A 15,418-nucleotide genomic window follows, 5' to 3' on the forward strand; every position below is an offset into this window, starting at 1 on the left:
GAGCGGATCAGGCCTCGCCGACCGGTTCGACCATGGCGGAAACGACCGCCTCCTCGGCGGTCTTGCCGCCCCAGATCACGAACTGGAACGCCGGATAGAACCGCTCGCACTCGGTGAGCGCCATGTCGACCAGATCCTCGATCTGCTCGACCGAGGCGCCCATGGCGCCACGCAGCAGCACCGCGTGACGGAACATCGGCAACCCGGTGTCGGAGCAGATGTCGAAATGGCCGAGCCACATCTTCTCGTTCACAGTCGCGAGCAGTTCATAGACCGGTTGCCGGCGCGCCTTCGGCACCTTCATGTCGAAGCTGCACGAGAAATGGAGCGCACTGATCTCCTCCTGCCACACGAACAAGAGGCGGTACTCGCACCAGCGGCCCGAGATCTCGACCACCATTTCCTCGTCGCTCGACCGATCGTGCGGCCATTCGTTGGCCAGCACGATCTCCTCGACCAGGTCGATCGGATTCGCGGCGACGATTTCGGTTTCAGTGGAAAGCGCGGTCATAGCTGCCCTCCTTCAGGGGAGCGGGGGCCGAAGCGCCCGTCGGATGGAACGGCTTCGGTCCCGAGATACTGTGTCGATCCGAGAGCCAACCCCAACATTCGGTAGGGTGCCAAAGGCCCTCGGGGCGCGCAAGCGCCGTACCCCGCGAGCGGGATTACGACTCGCCCGACGCCTTCTTTGCCCGAGTCGCGGCCGGTTTCCGCGCTGCAGGCTCCGGTTTTCCGGCGGCCCCGGCGAGGGCCGCGAGCTGCGACTCCAGGGCCGCGACCCGGGCTGCGAGCGCTTCCTGCTCGGCCCGCGCCCGTGCGGCCATGGTCTGAACCGCGTCGAACTCCTCGCGCGCCACGACGTCCATGCGCGAGAGGATCTTTTCGAACTGCTCGCGCATCCGGCTCTCGATCTCCTCGCGCACACCGGTCAGCGCCGAGAAGGCGCCGGTCGCGACCCGCGAGAGATCGTCCAGCAGGCGATTGTCGGTTTGCATGGTGCGTCAGCCCCTTTCAGCCTCGGTAATCGCCTCGTGCACGCATGCGCTAGCATATTTTGTGCCCGACGCAAACGTCATTGGGGTCGCATCTGATCCGCATCGCCTCCCCCGCCCCTGCACAAGGCGGAGGCACCGTCTGCCATCAACCGACAGCAAAGCAAGTGGCATTGGGGCAAACGGTATCGAGGGACCGACGCTTGCCGCCCGTCCGGGCTTCCGCCATAAATTCGCCGGTTGGCGCCGCAGGTCCGAGCGCCGTCGCGGACTGGGTTCGTCGCGCAAAAACAAGGAAGCGAGAGAGATGATCGTCATCACCGGCGGCGCCGGTTTCATCGGGTCGAATCTGGTCGCGGCCCTCGAAGCGCGCGGCGATCAGAGCCTGATCGTCACGGACTGGCTCGGCACCGGCGACAAGTGGCGCAATCTCGGCAAGCGCGCGGTGCTGGCGATCGTCCCGCCCGAGGAGCTGTTCGATTATCTGGATGACCATCGCGGCGAGATCGAGACGATCTTCCACATGGGCGCCATCTCCTCGACGACGGAACCGGACGCGGACCTGATCGTCCGCACCAACCTCACTCTCTCGCAGCGGCTGTGGAGCTGGTGCGCGGAGGGCCGCGTGCGCCTGATCTACGCCTCGTCGGCCGCGACCTACGGCGACGGCAAGGCCGGGTTCGACGACGACTGGTCGAGCGCCGCCCTCGCCAAGCTCCTGCCGCTCAATGCCTATGGCTGGTCGAAGCATCTGTTCGACCGCTGGGCCGTGCGCCAGATCGAGCGCGGCTATCCGTCGCCGCCGCAATGGGCGGGCCTGAAGTTCTTCAACGTCTACGGCCCGAACGAATATCACAAGGGCGGCCAGAAGAGCGTCGTCGTCCAGATCGCCGAGCATGTGCTGAACGGCGGGCGGGCGACGCTCTTCCGCTCGCACCACCCGGACTATGCCGACGGCGGCCAGTTGCGCGACTTCGTGACGGTGCAGGATGTCGTCTCGATCATGCTGTGGCTCTACGATACGCCGAAGCTCTCGGGCCTGTTCAACGCCGGCACCGGCAAGGCGCGCAGCTTCCTCGACCTGGCCAATGCGGTGTTCGCGGCGATCGGCCGCACGCCCGACATCCATTATGTCGACACGCCGGACAATATCCGGGCGAACTATCAATATTTCACCGAGGCGCGCATGGAGCGCCTCAAGGCTGCCGGCTGCCCGGTCGCGCCGACCTCGCTCGAAGACGGGGTCAGAACCTATGTCCAGGATTTCCTGATGCAGACGGATCGATATCGATGATCGGCGTCATCCCCTACCCGGAATTCGACCCCTTCGCGATCCATATCGGCGCTTTCGGCATCCGCTGGTACGCGCTTGCCTATATCGTCGGCCTGCTGGTCGGCTGGCGCTACTGCCTGTTCCTCGCCAAGCGGGCGCCGGCGCTCGTCAAGACGACCGATGTCGACGATTTCCTCACCTGGGCGACACTCGGCGTCGTGCTCGGCGGGCGCACCGGCTACGTGCTGTTTTATCAGTTCGATCTCTATCGCACCGATCCGCTCGAGATCATCCGGCTGTGGCACGGCGGCATGTCGTTCCATGGCGGCGCCGCTGGCGTCACGGTGGCACTCGTCCTGTTCTGCCGGAACCGCAAGATCCCCTTGTTCGCCTTCGGCGACATCATCACGTGCGCGGTGCCGATCGGCCTGTTCTTCGGCCGGATCGCCAATTTCGTGAACGGCGAGCTGTGGGGCCGTCCGACGGACGTGCCCTGGGCCATGGTGTTCCCGAACGGCGGCCCCGAGCCGCGCCACCCGAGCCAGCTCTACGAAGCCGGGCTCGAAGGCATCGGCCTGTTCCTGCTCGCATTCGTGCTCGATCGCGTGTTCAAGGCGCGGCTCCGGCCAGGCGTCATCACCGGCGCGTTCCTGATCGGCTATGCCATCGCGCGTTCGGTGAGCGAACTCTTCCGCGAGCCGGACCGGCAGCTGGGCTTCCTTATCTTTGGCACGACCATGGGCCAGCTCCTGTCGATCCCGCTGCTGATCGCGGGCGTGTGGCTGATCCTGCGCGCGAAGCCGGTCGCGGCGGAGATGGCGGCCTGAGGCGGCAATGACGCCGCTCGAACGGCAGCTCGCGGGCGAGATCCGTGCGTCCGGCCCGATCGGCGTCGACCGCTTCATGGCGGCAGCGCTCGGCCATTACTACGGCACGCGCGACCCGCTCGGCGCCGGCGGCGACTTCACGACCGCGCCGGAGGTGAGCCAAGTGTTCGGCGAGATCCTGGGCCTGTGGAGTGCCGACCAGTGGCAGCGCCTTGACGGCCCTCTGCCGGTCCGGCTGGTCGAGCTCGGCCCCGGCCGCGGCACGCTGATGGCCGACATGCTGCGGGCGCTCAGGGTCGTGCCGGCCCTGCGCCAGGCGGTCGAGATCCATCTGGTCGAGACGAGCCCGGCGCTCCGCGCGCGCCAGGCCGCGACGCTGGCTGGCAGCCATCCGGATGTGACGCCGCATTGGCACGACGCCCTCGCCGACGTGCCGGAGGGGCCGATGCTGCTCGTCGCCAATGAATTCTTCGACGCGCTGCCCATCCGGCAATGGCGGCGCGCGGGCGAAACATGGCGCGAGCGCCTTGTCGGGCTCGACGCGGCGGGACAGCTCGCCTTCACGCTCGGTCCCGAAGGTCACCCACCGATACCGCCGCCGAACGACGCGCCCGATGGCGCATTGTTCGAGACCTGCGAGCCGGCGCTTGCCGTGGCGCGGGAGATCGGCCGCCGCCTGAGCCGGGCGCCGGGTGCTGCCTTGCTGATCGACTACGGCCACGGCCGCACCGCGGCTGGCGACACGTTACAGGCAGTCAAGGGCCATGCCTTCGCCCCCGTGCTGGCCGAGCCGGGCGAGGCCGACCTCACTGCTCATGTCGATTTCGATGCGCTTGGCCAGGCGCTCGCGGCGGTCGGCGCAAATGTCGCACCCCTGGCCCCGCAAGGGCAGTTCCTGATCGATCATGGCGCCAATCTCAGGCTCGACGCCCTGCTGCGCGGCAAGGACGAAGACGCGGCCCTCGTCTTGAAGGCGGGCGTACGCCGCTTGCTCGATCCGATGGAAATGGGCAGGCTGTTCAAGGTCCTCGCGGCCACTTCCCCCGAACGGAGCCCGCCCTGACCCTCGCGCTCGACATGCATCAATCGATCGTCACTCTCCCCGCACTCGCCCGCCTTCCGGGCCTGCGCCATGCCTTCTTCACCCGCCAGGGCGGCACCGGCGACGGGCTCTATGCCTCGCTCAACTGCGGCTTTGGGTCGGACGACGCACCGGAACGGGTTGAGGCCAACCGCGCCCGGGCCATGGCGCTCATCGGCCTGCCGGCGAGTGCGCTCACGACCGTGCATCAGATCCATTCCGCCGATGTCGCGGTCGTCGAGCAGCCCTGGCCGCGGGCGGAAAACCCGAAAGCCGACGCGCTCGTGACCGATCGCCCCGGCGTGGCGCTCGGCATCCTCGCGGCCGATTGCGTGCCGATCCTGTTCGCCGATGCCGAGGCGGGCGTGATCGGCGCCGCCCATTCCGGCTGGAAAGGCACGCGCGACCGGATCGGACAAGCGACCATCGAGGCGATGGAGCGCCTGGGCGCCCGGCGCCAGCACATCCATGCGGCGATCGGCCCAGCGATCCAGCAGGCGTCATACGAGGTCGGGCCTGAATTCCCCAGGCATTTCGCGGCCGAAGGTCCCGAGGCCGAACAATACTTTGCCCCTTCGACCCGCCCCGGCCACTTCATGTTCGATCTGCCGGGCCTGGTCGAGGCGCATCTGAACGCGCTGGGGCTCGCCTCGGTCGAGCGCAGCCGCCACGACACGGCCGCCGAGCCGGCCCTGTTCTTCAGTTACCGGCGCGCGACGCTGAGCGGCGAGCCGGACTATGGTCGAGGCCTGTCGGCGATCGCGCTCACCCGCTGACGGCCTCGCCCTCTCGACGCGACGAAGGCTGAGGTACCGTTCGATGGCCATCCATTTCACGTCGGAAGAACTGGCCCAGCGCCGCGCGGCAGCGATCGCCGAAATGGAGCGCCGCGGCCTCGACGGGCTGCTGATGTTTTGCCAGGAGAGCATGTATTACCTCTCCGGCTACGACACGTTCGGCTATGTGTTCTTCCAGTGCCTCTATCTGGGCACCGACGACCGGATGGTGCTGCTGACGCGCGCGCCCGATCTGCTGCAGGCCGAACATACCTCCGTCATCGAGGACATCCGGGTCTGGGTCGACGGTCCCGCCGCCAAGCCGGCGAAAGAACTGCGGACGCTGCTCGCGGGCTTCGGGCTTGCCGGCAAGCGGCTCGGCGTCGAATGGGACAGCTACGGCCTGACCGCGCGCAACGGCCAGCGCCTCGCAGCCGCGTTCGACGGCTTCGCCTATCTCGAAGATGCGTCCGACCTCGTGACCCGGCTGCGCGCGGTCAAGAGCTCGGCCGAACTCGCCTATGTCCGCGAGGCGGCGAAGCTCGCCGATGCGGCGCTCGCGGCCGCTCATGCCGAGACCCGGCCGGATGCGTTCGAGGGCGACATCCTGGCGGCCATGCACGGCGCCGTATTCCGCGGCGGCGGCGACGATCCGGCCAACGAATTCATCATCGGGTCGGGCGCCGACGCGCTGCTCTGCCGCTACAAGACCGGCCGGCGCCATCTCTCGGCCGACGACCAGCTGACGCTCGAGTTCGCCGGGACTTACCGCCACTACCACGCCTGCCTGATGCGCACGGTCGGCGTCGGCCGGATCGACCCCCGGCTGCGCGACATGCATTCGGCCGCACAGGACGCGCTGTTCGCAGCGGAGGCGGCCCTCAAGCCGGGACGACCGATCGGCACGGTGTTCGACGCCCACGCCCGCACGCTCGATGCCCGCGGCTACCGTCATGCCCGGCTCAACGCCAGCGGCTACGGGCTCGGCGCCACCTTCGCGCCCAACTGGATGGACTGGCCGATGTTCTACGCGGGCAATCCGGTCGAGGCCGAGCCCGGCATGGTATTCTTCATCCACATCATCGTGTTCGACGCCGACGCCGGCCTCGCCATGAGCCTCGGCCGCAGCTCGATCGTGGGATCCCGGGGTGCTGAATGCCTCTCGGGCGCCCCGGTCGATCTCATCGTCAAGTAGGACGGGCTCCGCCCGCCCCGCCCCCTTCTCCCTCCCGCGTCGCCGGGTCCGCCGGCCAGATGCTTCGCCCTGAAAGACGTGTTTGCAATGCCCTCACTCGCGCGCATATCCGGCTCCGGCAGGGCCTTGATCGGCCTGGCGCTCGGCGGCCTGGCACTCGCCGGCTGCCAGCCGGTGCCGCATCCGTTCTCCGACGCGCAGCTGCCGCCGGACGCGCCGATCCTGCAGGTCGCCGATTCCGTCGGCATCCTGGTCGAGCCCGTGACACACGCCCCTGCGGACGGGGCGGTGGCCGAGGCGATGGCCTCGGCCCTGCGCGACCGGGAAATCCCGGCCGACACCCGCGCCGCCAACCGGCAGAGCTACCGCCTCGCCGGCGACGCCGCGGCCACGACGATCGCTGCCGGTAACGCCGCGGTCGACATCCAGTGGACGCTCCGCAACGCCAAGGGCGATGCCGTCGGCCAGGACCGGCAGCGCGCAACGCTCGCGGCCGCCGATTGGACCGGCGGCAATGCCGCAGCACTCGCCCCGCTCGGCAAGGCCGAGGCCGTCCGCATCGCCGCCATGATCCAGGAGGCGCCGCCGGTCGAGCATGATCCCGGCCGCCAGATCTTCATCCGCCCGACCGAGGGGGCGCCCGGCGACGGGCGGACGGCCCTGCCGCGCTCGCTGGGCTTCCTTCTGACCCGGGCCGGCGTCAAGGTCACGCCGGACAGCCAGACCGTCGACGCTGTGGTCGTCGCCCCCATCGTCGAGCTCTCGTCCAAGAATGCCGCTCAGCAGCACGTGCGGATCACCTGGCACATCTATCGCCCGGATGGCACCGAGGCAGGCCAGGTCAGCCAGGAGAATGACGTGCCGGCCGGTTCGCTCGACCATACCTGGGGCGACATCGGCATGGCGGTCGCGACCGCTGGCGCCGACCAGATCATGGGCGTCGTGAACATGATTCCGCTGAAGAACCCGATCGCGAACTAAGTGTTTGATTAGGGCCGCTCAGGCGAGCGCCGTGCATTCGATCTCGATGTCGAACTCCATCGGCCAGGACGCGACCGGCACGAAGGTGCGCGCCGGCGGATTTTGGGCAAAGTGCCGGGCATAGACCCGGTTGATGGCACCGTAATAGCCGGCGTTGGCGGCGTAGATACGGACCATCAGCACGTTTTCCGGGCCGGTGCCGGCGGCGGCGAGACAATGTTCGAGTGCCACCAGCGACGCCTCGGTCTGCACCTCGATATCACCGCGCACGAGCTTGCCTGTCTCGATGTCGAGCGGCGGCGTGCCCGATACGAACACGAGCCCGCCGCCGCGCGTCACGAGCGACAGCGGGACGCCCATCGCACGGACCGCAGCCGACAGCACCGGCACCTCGACGATCTCCTTGCCCATCGTCCTTCTCCCTTGAAGCGAGGACGGACAGGGCGCCTGCCCTGAAACTGGTCCTCTCACCTGTGCCGAAGCTGCCCTTTGTCCTGGCCCGGCGGCAACTACTCTGTCGCCCATGCCACATCGGCGCTTGAGCTTCACGGCCGGGGAACATCCGATGGACCACGCGTTAAGCCGCCGCACCGCCGTCTGCCTGTTCACGCTGGTCGTGGTGGCCTGGGGGCTCAACTGGCTCGTGACCAAGGCGATCGTCCAGAGCGTCGTCCCGCTTTGGGCGACGGCCATCCGCACCGCCATCGCCACGGTGGCGCTGTTCGGCCTACAGCTGGCACGCGGCCAGCTCGTCCTGCCGCGCCGCGGCGATCTTCCGGTGATCATTGCCATCGCCGGGCTCCACATGGTGGCGTTTTCGACCCTCGTCGCCTTCGGGCTGCGGTTTGCCCCGGTCGGCCGGTCCGTCGTGCTCGGCTATACGACGCCGATCTGGGTGGCACCCGGCGCCTGGCTGTTCCTGGGCGAAGCGATGACGAAACGGCGGCTCGCAGGCATCGGCGTGAGCCTCGCCGGCCTCGCCGTCCTGTTCAACCCACTGGCCTTCGACTGGCACGACCGCGGCGCCTGGGCCGGCGACGGGCTCATCCTGCTGGCCGCGCTCTGCTGGGCCGCGAATATCCTCTACGTGCGCGCGCATAAATGGCTATCGACGCCGTTCCAGCTCATCCCATGGCAGACCCTGCTCGCGACCACCGTCCTGACGACGGTCGCTTTCGCGATCGACGGACCACCGCAGATCCGCTGGAACCCCGCGCTCGCCAGCGCCTTCCTCTATAGCGGTGTCTGCGGCTCGGCCCTCGCCTACTGGGCGATGGCAGTGGTCAACCGCAGCCTGCCGGCCGTCACGACCTCGCTCGGCCTGCTCATGACGCCCGTTGTCGGCTTGCTCGGCTCGGCCGTGGGGCTCGGTGAGCCGGTCGACGTGGCACTGGTCCTGGCGCTGGCACTGATCCTCACCGGCATCGCGCTCGGCACGCTGCCCCGCCGCGCAAGCGGCGCCGCGCCTTGCGCTGCCCCCTCAGCGGCAAGCAGCGTGCGGCCGTGATCTGACCCGCGCTGACCCCGGGGCGAGAGGGGGTGCGACGGCACCCCCTCCGCATCCCCTCCATGCATGGCTGACGGGTTGCTTGCTGGGCCTCGGTTTGTTACAAGTCCGTGCCATTTCGGGAGGGTGCGCCGCATGGCGCCGCACAGCGTCTCGATCCGTCGTCCTGGACAGAGCCTTCCATGAAGATCATCACCGGCAACAGCAATCGGCCGATCGCGGAAGCCATTGCGGCATACCTCAACCTGCCGCTGACCAAGGCAAGCGTACGCCGGTTTGCCGACATGGAAGTGTTTGTCGAGATCCACGAGAACGTCCGCGGCGAGGACGTGTTCGTCGTGCAGTCGACCTCCTACCCGGCCAACGACAATCTGATGGAGCTGCTGGTCACGCTCGACGCGCTGCGTCGCGGGTCGGCGCGCCGCGTCACGGCTGTGTTGCCCTATTTCGGCTATGCGCGCCAGGACCGGAAGTCGGGTCCGCGCACGCCGATCTCGGCCAAGCTCGTCGCGAACATGATCACCGCCGCCGGCGCCGACCGCGTGCTGACCATGGATCTCCACGCCGGCCAGATCCAGGGCTTCTTCGACATCCCGGTCGACAATCTGGTCGCCGCCCCGGTGTTCGTGAACGACATCAAGGAGAAGTTCGCGGGCCGGGACCTCGTCATCGTGTCGCCCGACGTCGGCGGCGTCGTGCGCGCCCGGTCGATCGCGCGCCGGCTTGACGCCGACCTCGCCATCGTCGATAAGCGCCGCGAACGGGCCGGCGTGTCCGAGGTCATGAACATCATCGGCGAGGTCAAGGGCCGGCACTGCGTGCTGGTCGACGATATCGTCGACAGCGCCGGCACGCTGTGCAATGCCGCCGCTGCCTTGATCGAGGCCGGTGCGGTAAGCGCGTCGGCCTACATCACCCACGGCGTGCTGTCCGGGGGTGCGGTCGCCCGCGTGACCTCGTCGCCGATCCAGACCCTGGTCGCGACGGACACGATCCAGGCGACCGAGGCGGTGCGCGTGTCGCACAACATCCGCCAGCTGACGGTCGCGCCCTTGATCGGCGAGGCCATGCGGCGGATTTCGGAGGAACGGTCGGTGTCGAGCCTGTTCGACTGATCGGCACCTTCGATCGATGAGTTTCGCGGCCAGGACCGCTCCGGACGGGGCGGTCCTGGCCGTGTTTTGGGTTTGAGGCTTTCGCCGACCACGCCCCGAAAAGGCTGGGACGGCAGCGCCCGAGCGGCACCCCTGGAGGCCGCGGGCGTGGCGGAAGGCGGGACATCGTGTCCCTCCCCGCTTTCGTGAGGAGTAAGAGATGAGCGAGATCGTGACCCTCGAGGCCGAGGTTCGGGACCGGGCTGGAAAGGGGGCCGCCCGGGCCACGCGCCGCGCCGGCCGGATTCCCGCCGTGATCTATGGCGACAAGAAGGAACCCGTGATGATCAGCCTGGATCCGAAGGAATTCGGCCGCCAGCTGAACCGCGGCGGCTTCTTCAGCCATCTGTTCGACATCAGTGTCGACGGCGTCAAGCATCGCGCCCTGCCGCGCGACGTGCAGCTGCATCCGGTCACGGACCAGCCGCTCCATGTCGACTTCGTGCGCGTCACGGCCAGCACCAAGACCCACGTCAACGTGCCGGTGCAGTTCGAGAACCAGGCGGCCTCCCCGGGCCTGAAGCGCGGCGGCGTGCTCAACATCGTGCGCCATGACATCGAGCTGATCGTTGCGGCCGGCAACATCCCGGAGCAGATTGTCGTCGACCTGACCGGTCTCGACATCGGCGATTCCGTGCACATCAGCGCGATCAAGCTGCCGGAGGGCGCCCAGTCGGCGATCGCCGACCGCGACTTCACGGTTGCGACCATCGCGGCTCCGACCGTGAGGTCGGAAGAAGCGGCGGCGGAGGCCGAGGGCGGCGAGACCGCCTGATCCCGTTGGTCCAGGCTGAAGGCTAGCCTCCCATGAAACTGGTCGTCGGCCTGGGCAATCCGGGTTCGAAATACGAGCGGACTCGGCACAATATCGGCTTCATGGCGGTGGACGCGATCGTCCGCCGCCATGGCTTCCGCAGCCCGCGGGACAAGTTCAACGGCGAACTCTACGAGGGCGACATCGGCGGCGAGCGCGTCATCGCGCTGAAGCCCATGACATTCATGAACAATTCCGGCGAGAGCGTGGCGCCCGCCGCCCGCTTCTTCAAGATCGAGACCCAGGACGTCATCGTCATCCATGACGAGCTGGACCTGGCGCCGGCCAAGCTGCGCGTGAAGCGCGGCGGCGGTGCCGCCGGCCATAATGGCCTGCGCTCGATCGACGCCCATCTGGGCCAGGATTACTGGCGCATGCGCCTCGGCATCGGCCATCCCGGCCGCAAGGACCTGGTGCTGCATTACGTGCTGCAGAACTTCCTGCCCGAAGAGACCGTGTGGCTCGACAAGGAAATGCCGGCGATCGCCGAGGCGCTGCCGCTGCTGCTTGCCGGCCAGGACTCGGCCTTCATGAGCAAGGTGACGCTGCTGATGGATCCGCCGCAGCGCACCCTCAAGGAAGAGCGCGACGCCGAAGCTGCCCGCGCCGCCAAGAACGGAAAGTAGTATCAGGACGTCATTCCCCGGGCGGAAACAAAGTTTCCGCCTTGGCGGGAATCCAGCCAAGAGCCGCGTCGGCGGCGACAAGACTCTTTATCCGCGCTGCCGCGCGTAAGGGACTGGATCCCCGCCTTCGCGGGGATGACGTTTCTGGCGAGGCAGACGAACCGATCAAGCGAGAGCTAGGCACCATGGGCTTCAATTGCGGCATCGTCGGCCTGCCGAACGTCGGCAAATCGACCCTGTTCAATGCGCTGACCGCAACGGCCGCGGCCGAGGCGGCCAACTATCCGTTCTGCACGATCGAGCCCAACGTCGGCCGCGTCGCCGTGCCCGACCCGCGGCTCTTCAAGCTCGCCGAGATCGCGAAGTCGGCCAAGATCATCCCGACCCAGCTCGAGTTCGTCGACATCGCCGGCCTGGTGCGCGGCGCCTCCAAGGGCGAGGGCCTCGGCAACCAGTTCCTGGCCAACATCCGCCAGACCGACGCGATCGCCCATGTGCTGCGCTGCTTCGAGGACGGCAACGTGACCCACGTCGAGGGCTCGGTCGACCCGGTGCGCGACGCGGAGACGGTCGAAACCGAGCTGATGCTGGCCGACCTCGAGAGCCTGGAGCGCCGGGTCCAGGCCGCGCAGAAGAAGATGCGCGGCAACGACAAGGAGGCGAAGGCCCAGCTCGAGGTCATGGAGCCGGTGCTGGCCGCCCTCCGCGAGGGCAAGGCCGCGCGCACGGTCAAGCTCGATGCCGAGCACCAGAAGATCCTGAAGCAGCTAGACCTCATCACGGCGAAGCCGGTGGTCTATGTCTGCAACGTCGAGGAAGCCTCGGCTGCGACCGGCAACGCCCATTCGGCCAAGGTCGCCGAATTCGCCAAGGCGCAGGGCGCCGTCTCGGTCGTGATTTCGGCCGCGATCGAGGCGGAGGTCTCGCAGCTCGCGGATGAGGCCGAGAAGGCCGAGTTCCTGGAGACGCTCGGCCTCGAGGAGACCGGCCTCGCTCGCGTCATCCGCGCCGGCTACGGGCTCTTGGGGCTCATCACCTTCTTCACGGTCGGCCCCAAGGAGGCGCGCGCCTGGACCGTTGAAGCCGGCGCCAAGGCCCCCCAGGCGGCCGGCGTCATCCATACGGACTTCGAGAAGGGCTTCATCCGCGCCGAGACCATCTCCCACGACGACTACGTCGCCTGCAACGGCGAGGCCGGCGCCAAGGAAGCCGGCAAGATGCGGCTCGAGGGCTCGGACTATCTCGTCAAGGACGGTGACATCTTCCATTTCCGCTTCAACGTGTAGCCTCCTGCGCGCCTCTCGCGCAAAAATTGTCGATCGTCTAGGATCGGCACCATGCGCAAGCCTGCTTCATCCGACCTATTCGTTCGTATCGGCGCTGGCGACGCTGCCGCCCAGGACGAAGTCTTGGCAGGGCTGCAGCTGAGCTATGCCGGCCTAATCTATGCGGTGCTGGAGGCGATCCGCGCCCACGAGATGACGGAGCACAACCGTTTCCTCATCTTGGCGATTGAGGACCGCCCGTTTTATGTCCAGTGCATGTTCTACGACGAAGACCAGTGGCTGCATTGCGAGGCGGCGTCGGGCGCCTATGACAACTGGTCGCCAACCAAGGAACTAACCGCCGCCCTGGCATCACTCGGCTACGACGTGACGAAACCAGACGAGAATTATTCAGTCGAGCGCTTAATTGCTGACGAAGATAGCCTGATGGATATCGCAAGCCTCCTGGTGGAGACGTTGTATCGCGCCTACGGCCTCGGGCTGGACATGCGGCTAATCTATGAAGCGCCATTCGTCCCCGGCCGTGATCTGGAGGCTTTGATCCACAGCGTCTTCGCACCGCTTATCCGCTGAAGCGTTCACAAGATCAGCTGGCTCGGCCATGATCGGCGTCGCTGGGTTCCTGCCCCAAGAGGTTCCGATCATGGCCTTCCTCAATCGCCGCCCGACGCCGCTGCCCTCGCAGCTCGCCGACGCCACCGCCGCCGGCTATACTTTCCACCTCTCGGGCGAGCTCGTGCCCGTGCTGACGGTCGAGCTCATGCCCGGCCAGACGATCTTCTTCGAGCATCACATCCTGCTCTGGAAAGAACCGTCGGTTGAGATCAGCGTGCGGCCCTTGGCCGGCATGCTGAAGCGCATGATCGCCGGCATGCAGATCCTGGTGACCGAGGCGCGCGGGCCCGGCCAGATCGCGCTGTCGCGCGATGGGGTCGGCCAGATTTTCCCGATGCACCTCGCCGCCGGCCAGGAATTGAACGTGCGCGAGCATCAGTTCCTCGCCGGCACGAGCACCATCGACTACACCTGGGATCGGGTGTCCGGCATCGCGAACATGCTGTTCGGCGGCACCGGCTTCTTCGTCGACCGGTTCCATGCCGCCGGCGGCGAGGGCATCGTCTGGCTGCACGGCCACGGCAACGTGTTCGAGAAGGACCTGGCCCCGGGCGAGCAGATCGACGTCGAGCCGGGCGGCTGGCTCTACAAGGACCCGTCGGTCCAGCTCGACACCAACCTGACCGGACTCTCGACCGGCTTCCTGGCCGGCAACAGCATCACGCTCAACCGCTTCACCGGCCCCGGGCGGCTTGGCCTGCAATCGGCCTCGCCCATGCTGATGAGCGCCGGGGCCGACGCGCGCGACCGGGCCGACAGCAACACGGCGGCCAACGTCGCGAGTGCTGCGTTCGGCGTCCTGGGCGGCCTCGCCGCGGGCCTGTTCGGCAGCGACCGCGACGATCGCTGATTGCGGTGGTCGTTGGGGGGTTGGCGGCCCGGTCGGCCGCTCCCATGTTCCGGTCGGGCACGGCATGCCGCCGCCCTTCCTTTGCGATTCCGGAGATTCTGATGGGCCAGACACTTAAGCTGACCGCCGCCGACGGCTTCACCCTCGACGCCTATCGGGCGGACCCTTCGGGCACGCCCAAGGGCGCCATCGTCGTGGTGCAGGAGATCTTCGGCGTGAACAGCCACATCCGCAACGTCACGGACGGCTTTGCCGCCGCCGGCTATGTCGCGATCGCCCCGGCCATCTTCGACCGCGCCGAGCGCGGCATCGAGCTCGGCTATGATCAGGCGGGCATCGATGCCGGCCTCAAGGCGCGCGGCGCCATTCCAGTCGACGGCACGCTCGCCGACCTGCAGGCCGCGGTCGATGCGGTCAAGGGCGTCGGCAAGGTCGGCATCGTCGGCTATTGCTGGGGCGGCTCGCTCGCGTTCCTGGCAGCAGGCCGGGTCACCGGCCTCGCGGCCGCCGTCGGCTACTACGGCGGCGCCATCGCCCAATTCATCGACACCGCGCCCAAGATCCCGACCTTGTTGCATTTCGGCAAGGAAGATCACGGCATCCCGCTTACCGACGTCGACAAGATCAGCACGCGCTATCCGTCGATTCCCGTCCATCTCTATCCGGCCGGCCACGGTTTCAATTGCGACCAGCGCGGCAGTTACGACAAGCCGAGCGCCGAGCTGGCGCTGACCAGGACATTGGAATTCTTCAACAATAACCTTGCCTAATCGGTAGGCGCCCGGGTTGTCCCGGGCGCCATCTTTTCGCGCTGCAGCACAAAAATGTTGCATCCGCCTATTTTGCAACGCAACATCATAGTCACGCGTTGGACATATAGGCGGACACCGCTGCCGACGGCTGGGTCCGACGCGATGAAAACGACATCGGCTGGAGGATCCGCACGTGAGCGCAGCCTATTCGGAGCCCGAGCATCGGGGCTACTACATCGAAGAGCTGAAGGTCGGGATGACCGCCTATTTCAGCCGCGCCATTACCGACGACGACGTGGTGAGCTTCTCGCAATTGTCGGGTGACACGAACCCGGTCCATCTCGACGAGGGCTATGCCGCAACCACGCCGTTCCAAGGCCGGATCGTCCATGGCTTCTTGTCGGCGAGCCTGATTTCGGCCGCGATCGCACTGCAGCTGCCAGGCCCCGGCTCGATCTATCTCAGCCAGAACCTGTCGTTCAAGGCGCCGGTTCGCATCGGCGACATGGTCGAGGCGCGCGTCACGGTGCAGGAACTGATCCCGGAGCGCGGTCGCGTCGTGCTGGCCACCGTCTGCTCGGTCGGCAACCAGGTCGTGATCGAGGGCGAGGCGCTGGTCAGGGCGCCGAGCCGCCCGGTCGCAGTCGCCTGATCCCGGGGAAAACGACGGCCCGGCGGAAAGATCCTCC

General features: G+C 67.4%; 18 protein-coding genes. 15 read left to right on the forward strand and 3 right to left on the reverse strand.

All coding sequences use genetic code 11. The features are described from left to right. Positions 1-7: 7 nt before the first annotated feature. Positions 8-511: a type III secretion system chaperone family protein gene (locus IEY58_RS06000; RefSeq protein ID WP_189043606.1), complete on the reverse strand. Its 504-nt coding sequence runs from the start codon at positions 509-511 to the stop codon at positions 8-10. A gap of 154 nt (positions 512-665) precedes the next feature. Continuing rightward, the gene (locus IEY58_RS06005) at positions 666-995 is read right to left on the reverse strand and encodes an accessory factor UbiK family protein (protein ID WP_189043608.1); all 330 of its coding nucleotides are present in this window, start codon (positions 993-995) and stop codon (positions 666-668) included. Positions 996-1,299: 304 nt separating this feature from the next. Here IEY58_RS06005 and rfaD point away from each other — a divergent pair, with 304 nt between their 5' ends. The 6 genes from rfaD to IEY58_RS06035 all read left to right on the forward strand — a co-directional run bounded on the left by rfaD (position 1,300) and on the right by IEY58_RS06035 (position 7,125). Further along, positions 1,300-2,286 (forward strand): ADP-glyceromanno-heptose 6-epimerase, encoded by a 987-nt coding sequence (rfaD, locus tag IEY58_RS06010; protein WP_189043610.1) that lies wholly within the window; start codon positions 1,300-1,302, stop codon positions 2,284-2,286. After that, positions 2,283-3,092 (forward strand): prolipoprotein diacylglyceryl transferase, encoded by an 810-nt coding sequence (lgt, locus tag IEY58_RS06015; RefSeq protein ID WP_189043612.1) that lies wholly within the window; start codon positions 2,283-2,285, stop codon positions 3,090-3,092. Before rfaD ends, lgt begins: the two co-directional genes overlap by 4 nt. Before the next feature lie 7 nt (positions 3,093-3,099). After that, the gene (locus IEY58_RS06020) at positions 3,100-4,155 is read left to right on the forward strand and encodes a class I SAM-dependent methyltransferase (protein ID WP_189043614.1); all 1,056 of its coding nucleotides are present in this window, start codon (positions 3,100-3,102) and stop codon (positions 4,153-4,155) included. A gap of 14 nt (positions 4,156-4,169) precedes the next feature. Further along, positions 4,170-4,949, forward strand: coding sequence for a peptidoglycan editing factor PgeF (gene pgeF, locus IEY58_RS06025; protein WP_229743528.1), 780 nt, complete (start codon positions 4,170-4,172; stop codon positions 4,947-4,949). A gap of 43 nt (positions 4,950-4,992) precedes the next feature. Then, positions 4,993-6,144 (forward strand): M24 family metallopeptidase, encoded by a 1,152-nt coding sequence (locus IEY58_RS06030; protein ID WP_189043616.1) that lies wholly within the window; start codon positions 4,993-4,995, stop codon positions 6,142-6,144. A gap of 87 nt (positions 6,145-6,231) precedes the next feature. Continuing rightward, the gene (locus tag IEY58_RS06035; protein ID WP_189043617.1) at positions 6,232-7,125 is read left to right on the forward strand and encodes a hypothetical protein; all 894 of its coding nucleotides are present in this window, start codon (positions 6,232-6,234) and stop codon (positions 7,123-7,125) included. A gap of 18 nt (positions 7,126-7,143) precedes the next feature. On the opposite strand, the gene IEY58_RS06040 is transcribed toward IEY58_RS06035, so the two are convergent. Next, positions 7,144-7,536 (reverse strand): RidA family protein, encoded by a 393-nt coding sequence (locus IEY58_RS06040; protein WP_189043619.1) that lies wholly within the window; start codon positions 7,534-7,536, stop codon positions 7,144-7,146. A 154-nt stretch (positions 7,537-7,690) separates the two neighbouring features. Here IEY58_RS06040 and IEY58_RS06045 point away from each other — a divergent pair, with 154 nt between their 5' ends. The 9 genes from IEY58_RS06045 to IEY58_RS06085 all read left to right on the forward strand — a co-directional run bounded on the left by IEY58_RS06045 (position 7,691) and on the right by IEY58_RS06085 (position 15,381). Beyond that, positions 7,691-8,632 (forward strand): DMT family transporter, encoded by a 942-nt coding sequence (locus IEY58_RS06045; RefSeq protein WP_189043621.1) that lies wholly within the window; start codon positions 7,691-7,693, stop codon positions 8,630-8,632. A gap of 182 nt (positions 8,633-8,814) precedes the next feature. Beyond that, the gene (locus IEY58_RS06050; protein WP_189043624.1) at positions 8,815-9,747 is read left to right on the forward strand and encodes a ribose-phosphate pyrophosphokinase; all 933 of its coding nucleotides are present in this window, start codon (positions 8,815-8,817) and stop codon (positions 9,745-9,747) included. A 199-nt stretch (positions 9,748-9,946) separates the two neighbouring features. Next, positions 9,947-10,561, forward strand: a complete 615-nt coding sequence (locus tag IEY58_RS06055; protein WP_189043625.1) for a 50S ribosomal protein L25/general stress protein Ctc — start codon at positions 9,947-9,949, stop codon at positions 10,559-10,561. A 32-nt stretch (positions 10,562-10,593) separates the two neighbouring features. Continuing rightward, on the forward strand, positions 10,594-11,226 hold the full coding sequence (pth, locus tag IEY58_RS06060; RefSeq protein WP_189043627.1) for an aminoacyl-tRNA hydrolase: 633 nt from the start codon (positions 10,594-10,596) through the stop codon (positions 11,224-11,226). 185 nt (positions 11,227-11,411) lie between these two features. Beyond that, complete coding sequence (gene ychF / locus IEY58_RS06065) at positions 11,412-12,512, forward strand: redox-regulated ATPase YchF (RefSeq protein ID WP_189043629.1); 1,101 nt, start codon at positions 11,412-11,414, stop codon at positions 12,510-12,512. 51 nt (positions 12,513-12,563) lie between these two features. Next, positions 12,564-13,085: a TY-Chap domain-containing protein gene (locus tag IEY58_RS06070; protein WP_189043631.1), complete on the forward strand. Its 522-nt coding sequence runs from the start codon at positions 12,564-12,566 to the stop codon at positions 13,083-13,085. Positions 13,086-13,155: 70 nt separating this feature from the next. Further along, positions 13,156-13,977 (forward strand): AIM24 family protein, encoded by an 822-nt coding sequence (locus tag IEY58_RS06075; RefSeq protein WP_189043632.1) that lies wholly within the window; start codon positions 13,156-13,158, stop codon positions 13,975-13,977. A gap of 101 nt (positions 13,978-14,078) precedes the next feature. Further along, positions 14,079-14,747 carry a dienelactone hydrolase family protein gene (locus IEY58_RS06080; protein WP_189043634.1) on the forward strand — a complete coding sequence of 223 codons (669 nt, stop codon included), beginning with the start codon at positions 14,079-14,081 and terminating at the stop codon, positions 14,745-14,747. Between the two features lie 238 nt (positions 14,748-14,985). Beyond that, the gene (locus IEY58_RS06085; protein WP_189044497.1) at positions 14,986-15,381 is read left to right on the forward strand and encodes a MaoC family dehydratase; all 396 of its coding nucleotides are present in this window, start codon (positions 14,986-14,988) and stop codon (positions 15,379-15,381) included. Positions 15,382-15,418: the final 37 nt, after the last annotated feature.

Source organism: Aliidongia dinghuensis (assembly GCF_014643535.1).
GTDB lineage: Bacteria > Pseudomonadota > Alphaproteobacteria > ATCC43930 > CGMCC-115725 > Aliidongia > Aliidongia dinghuensis.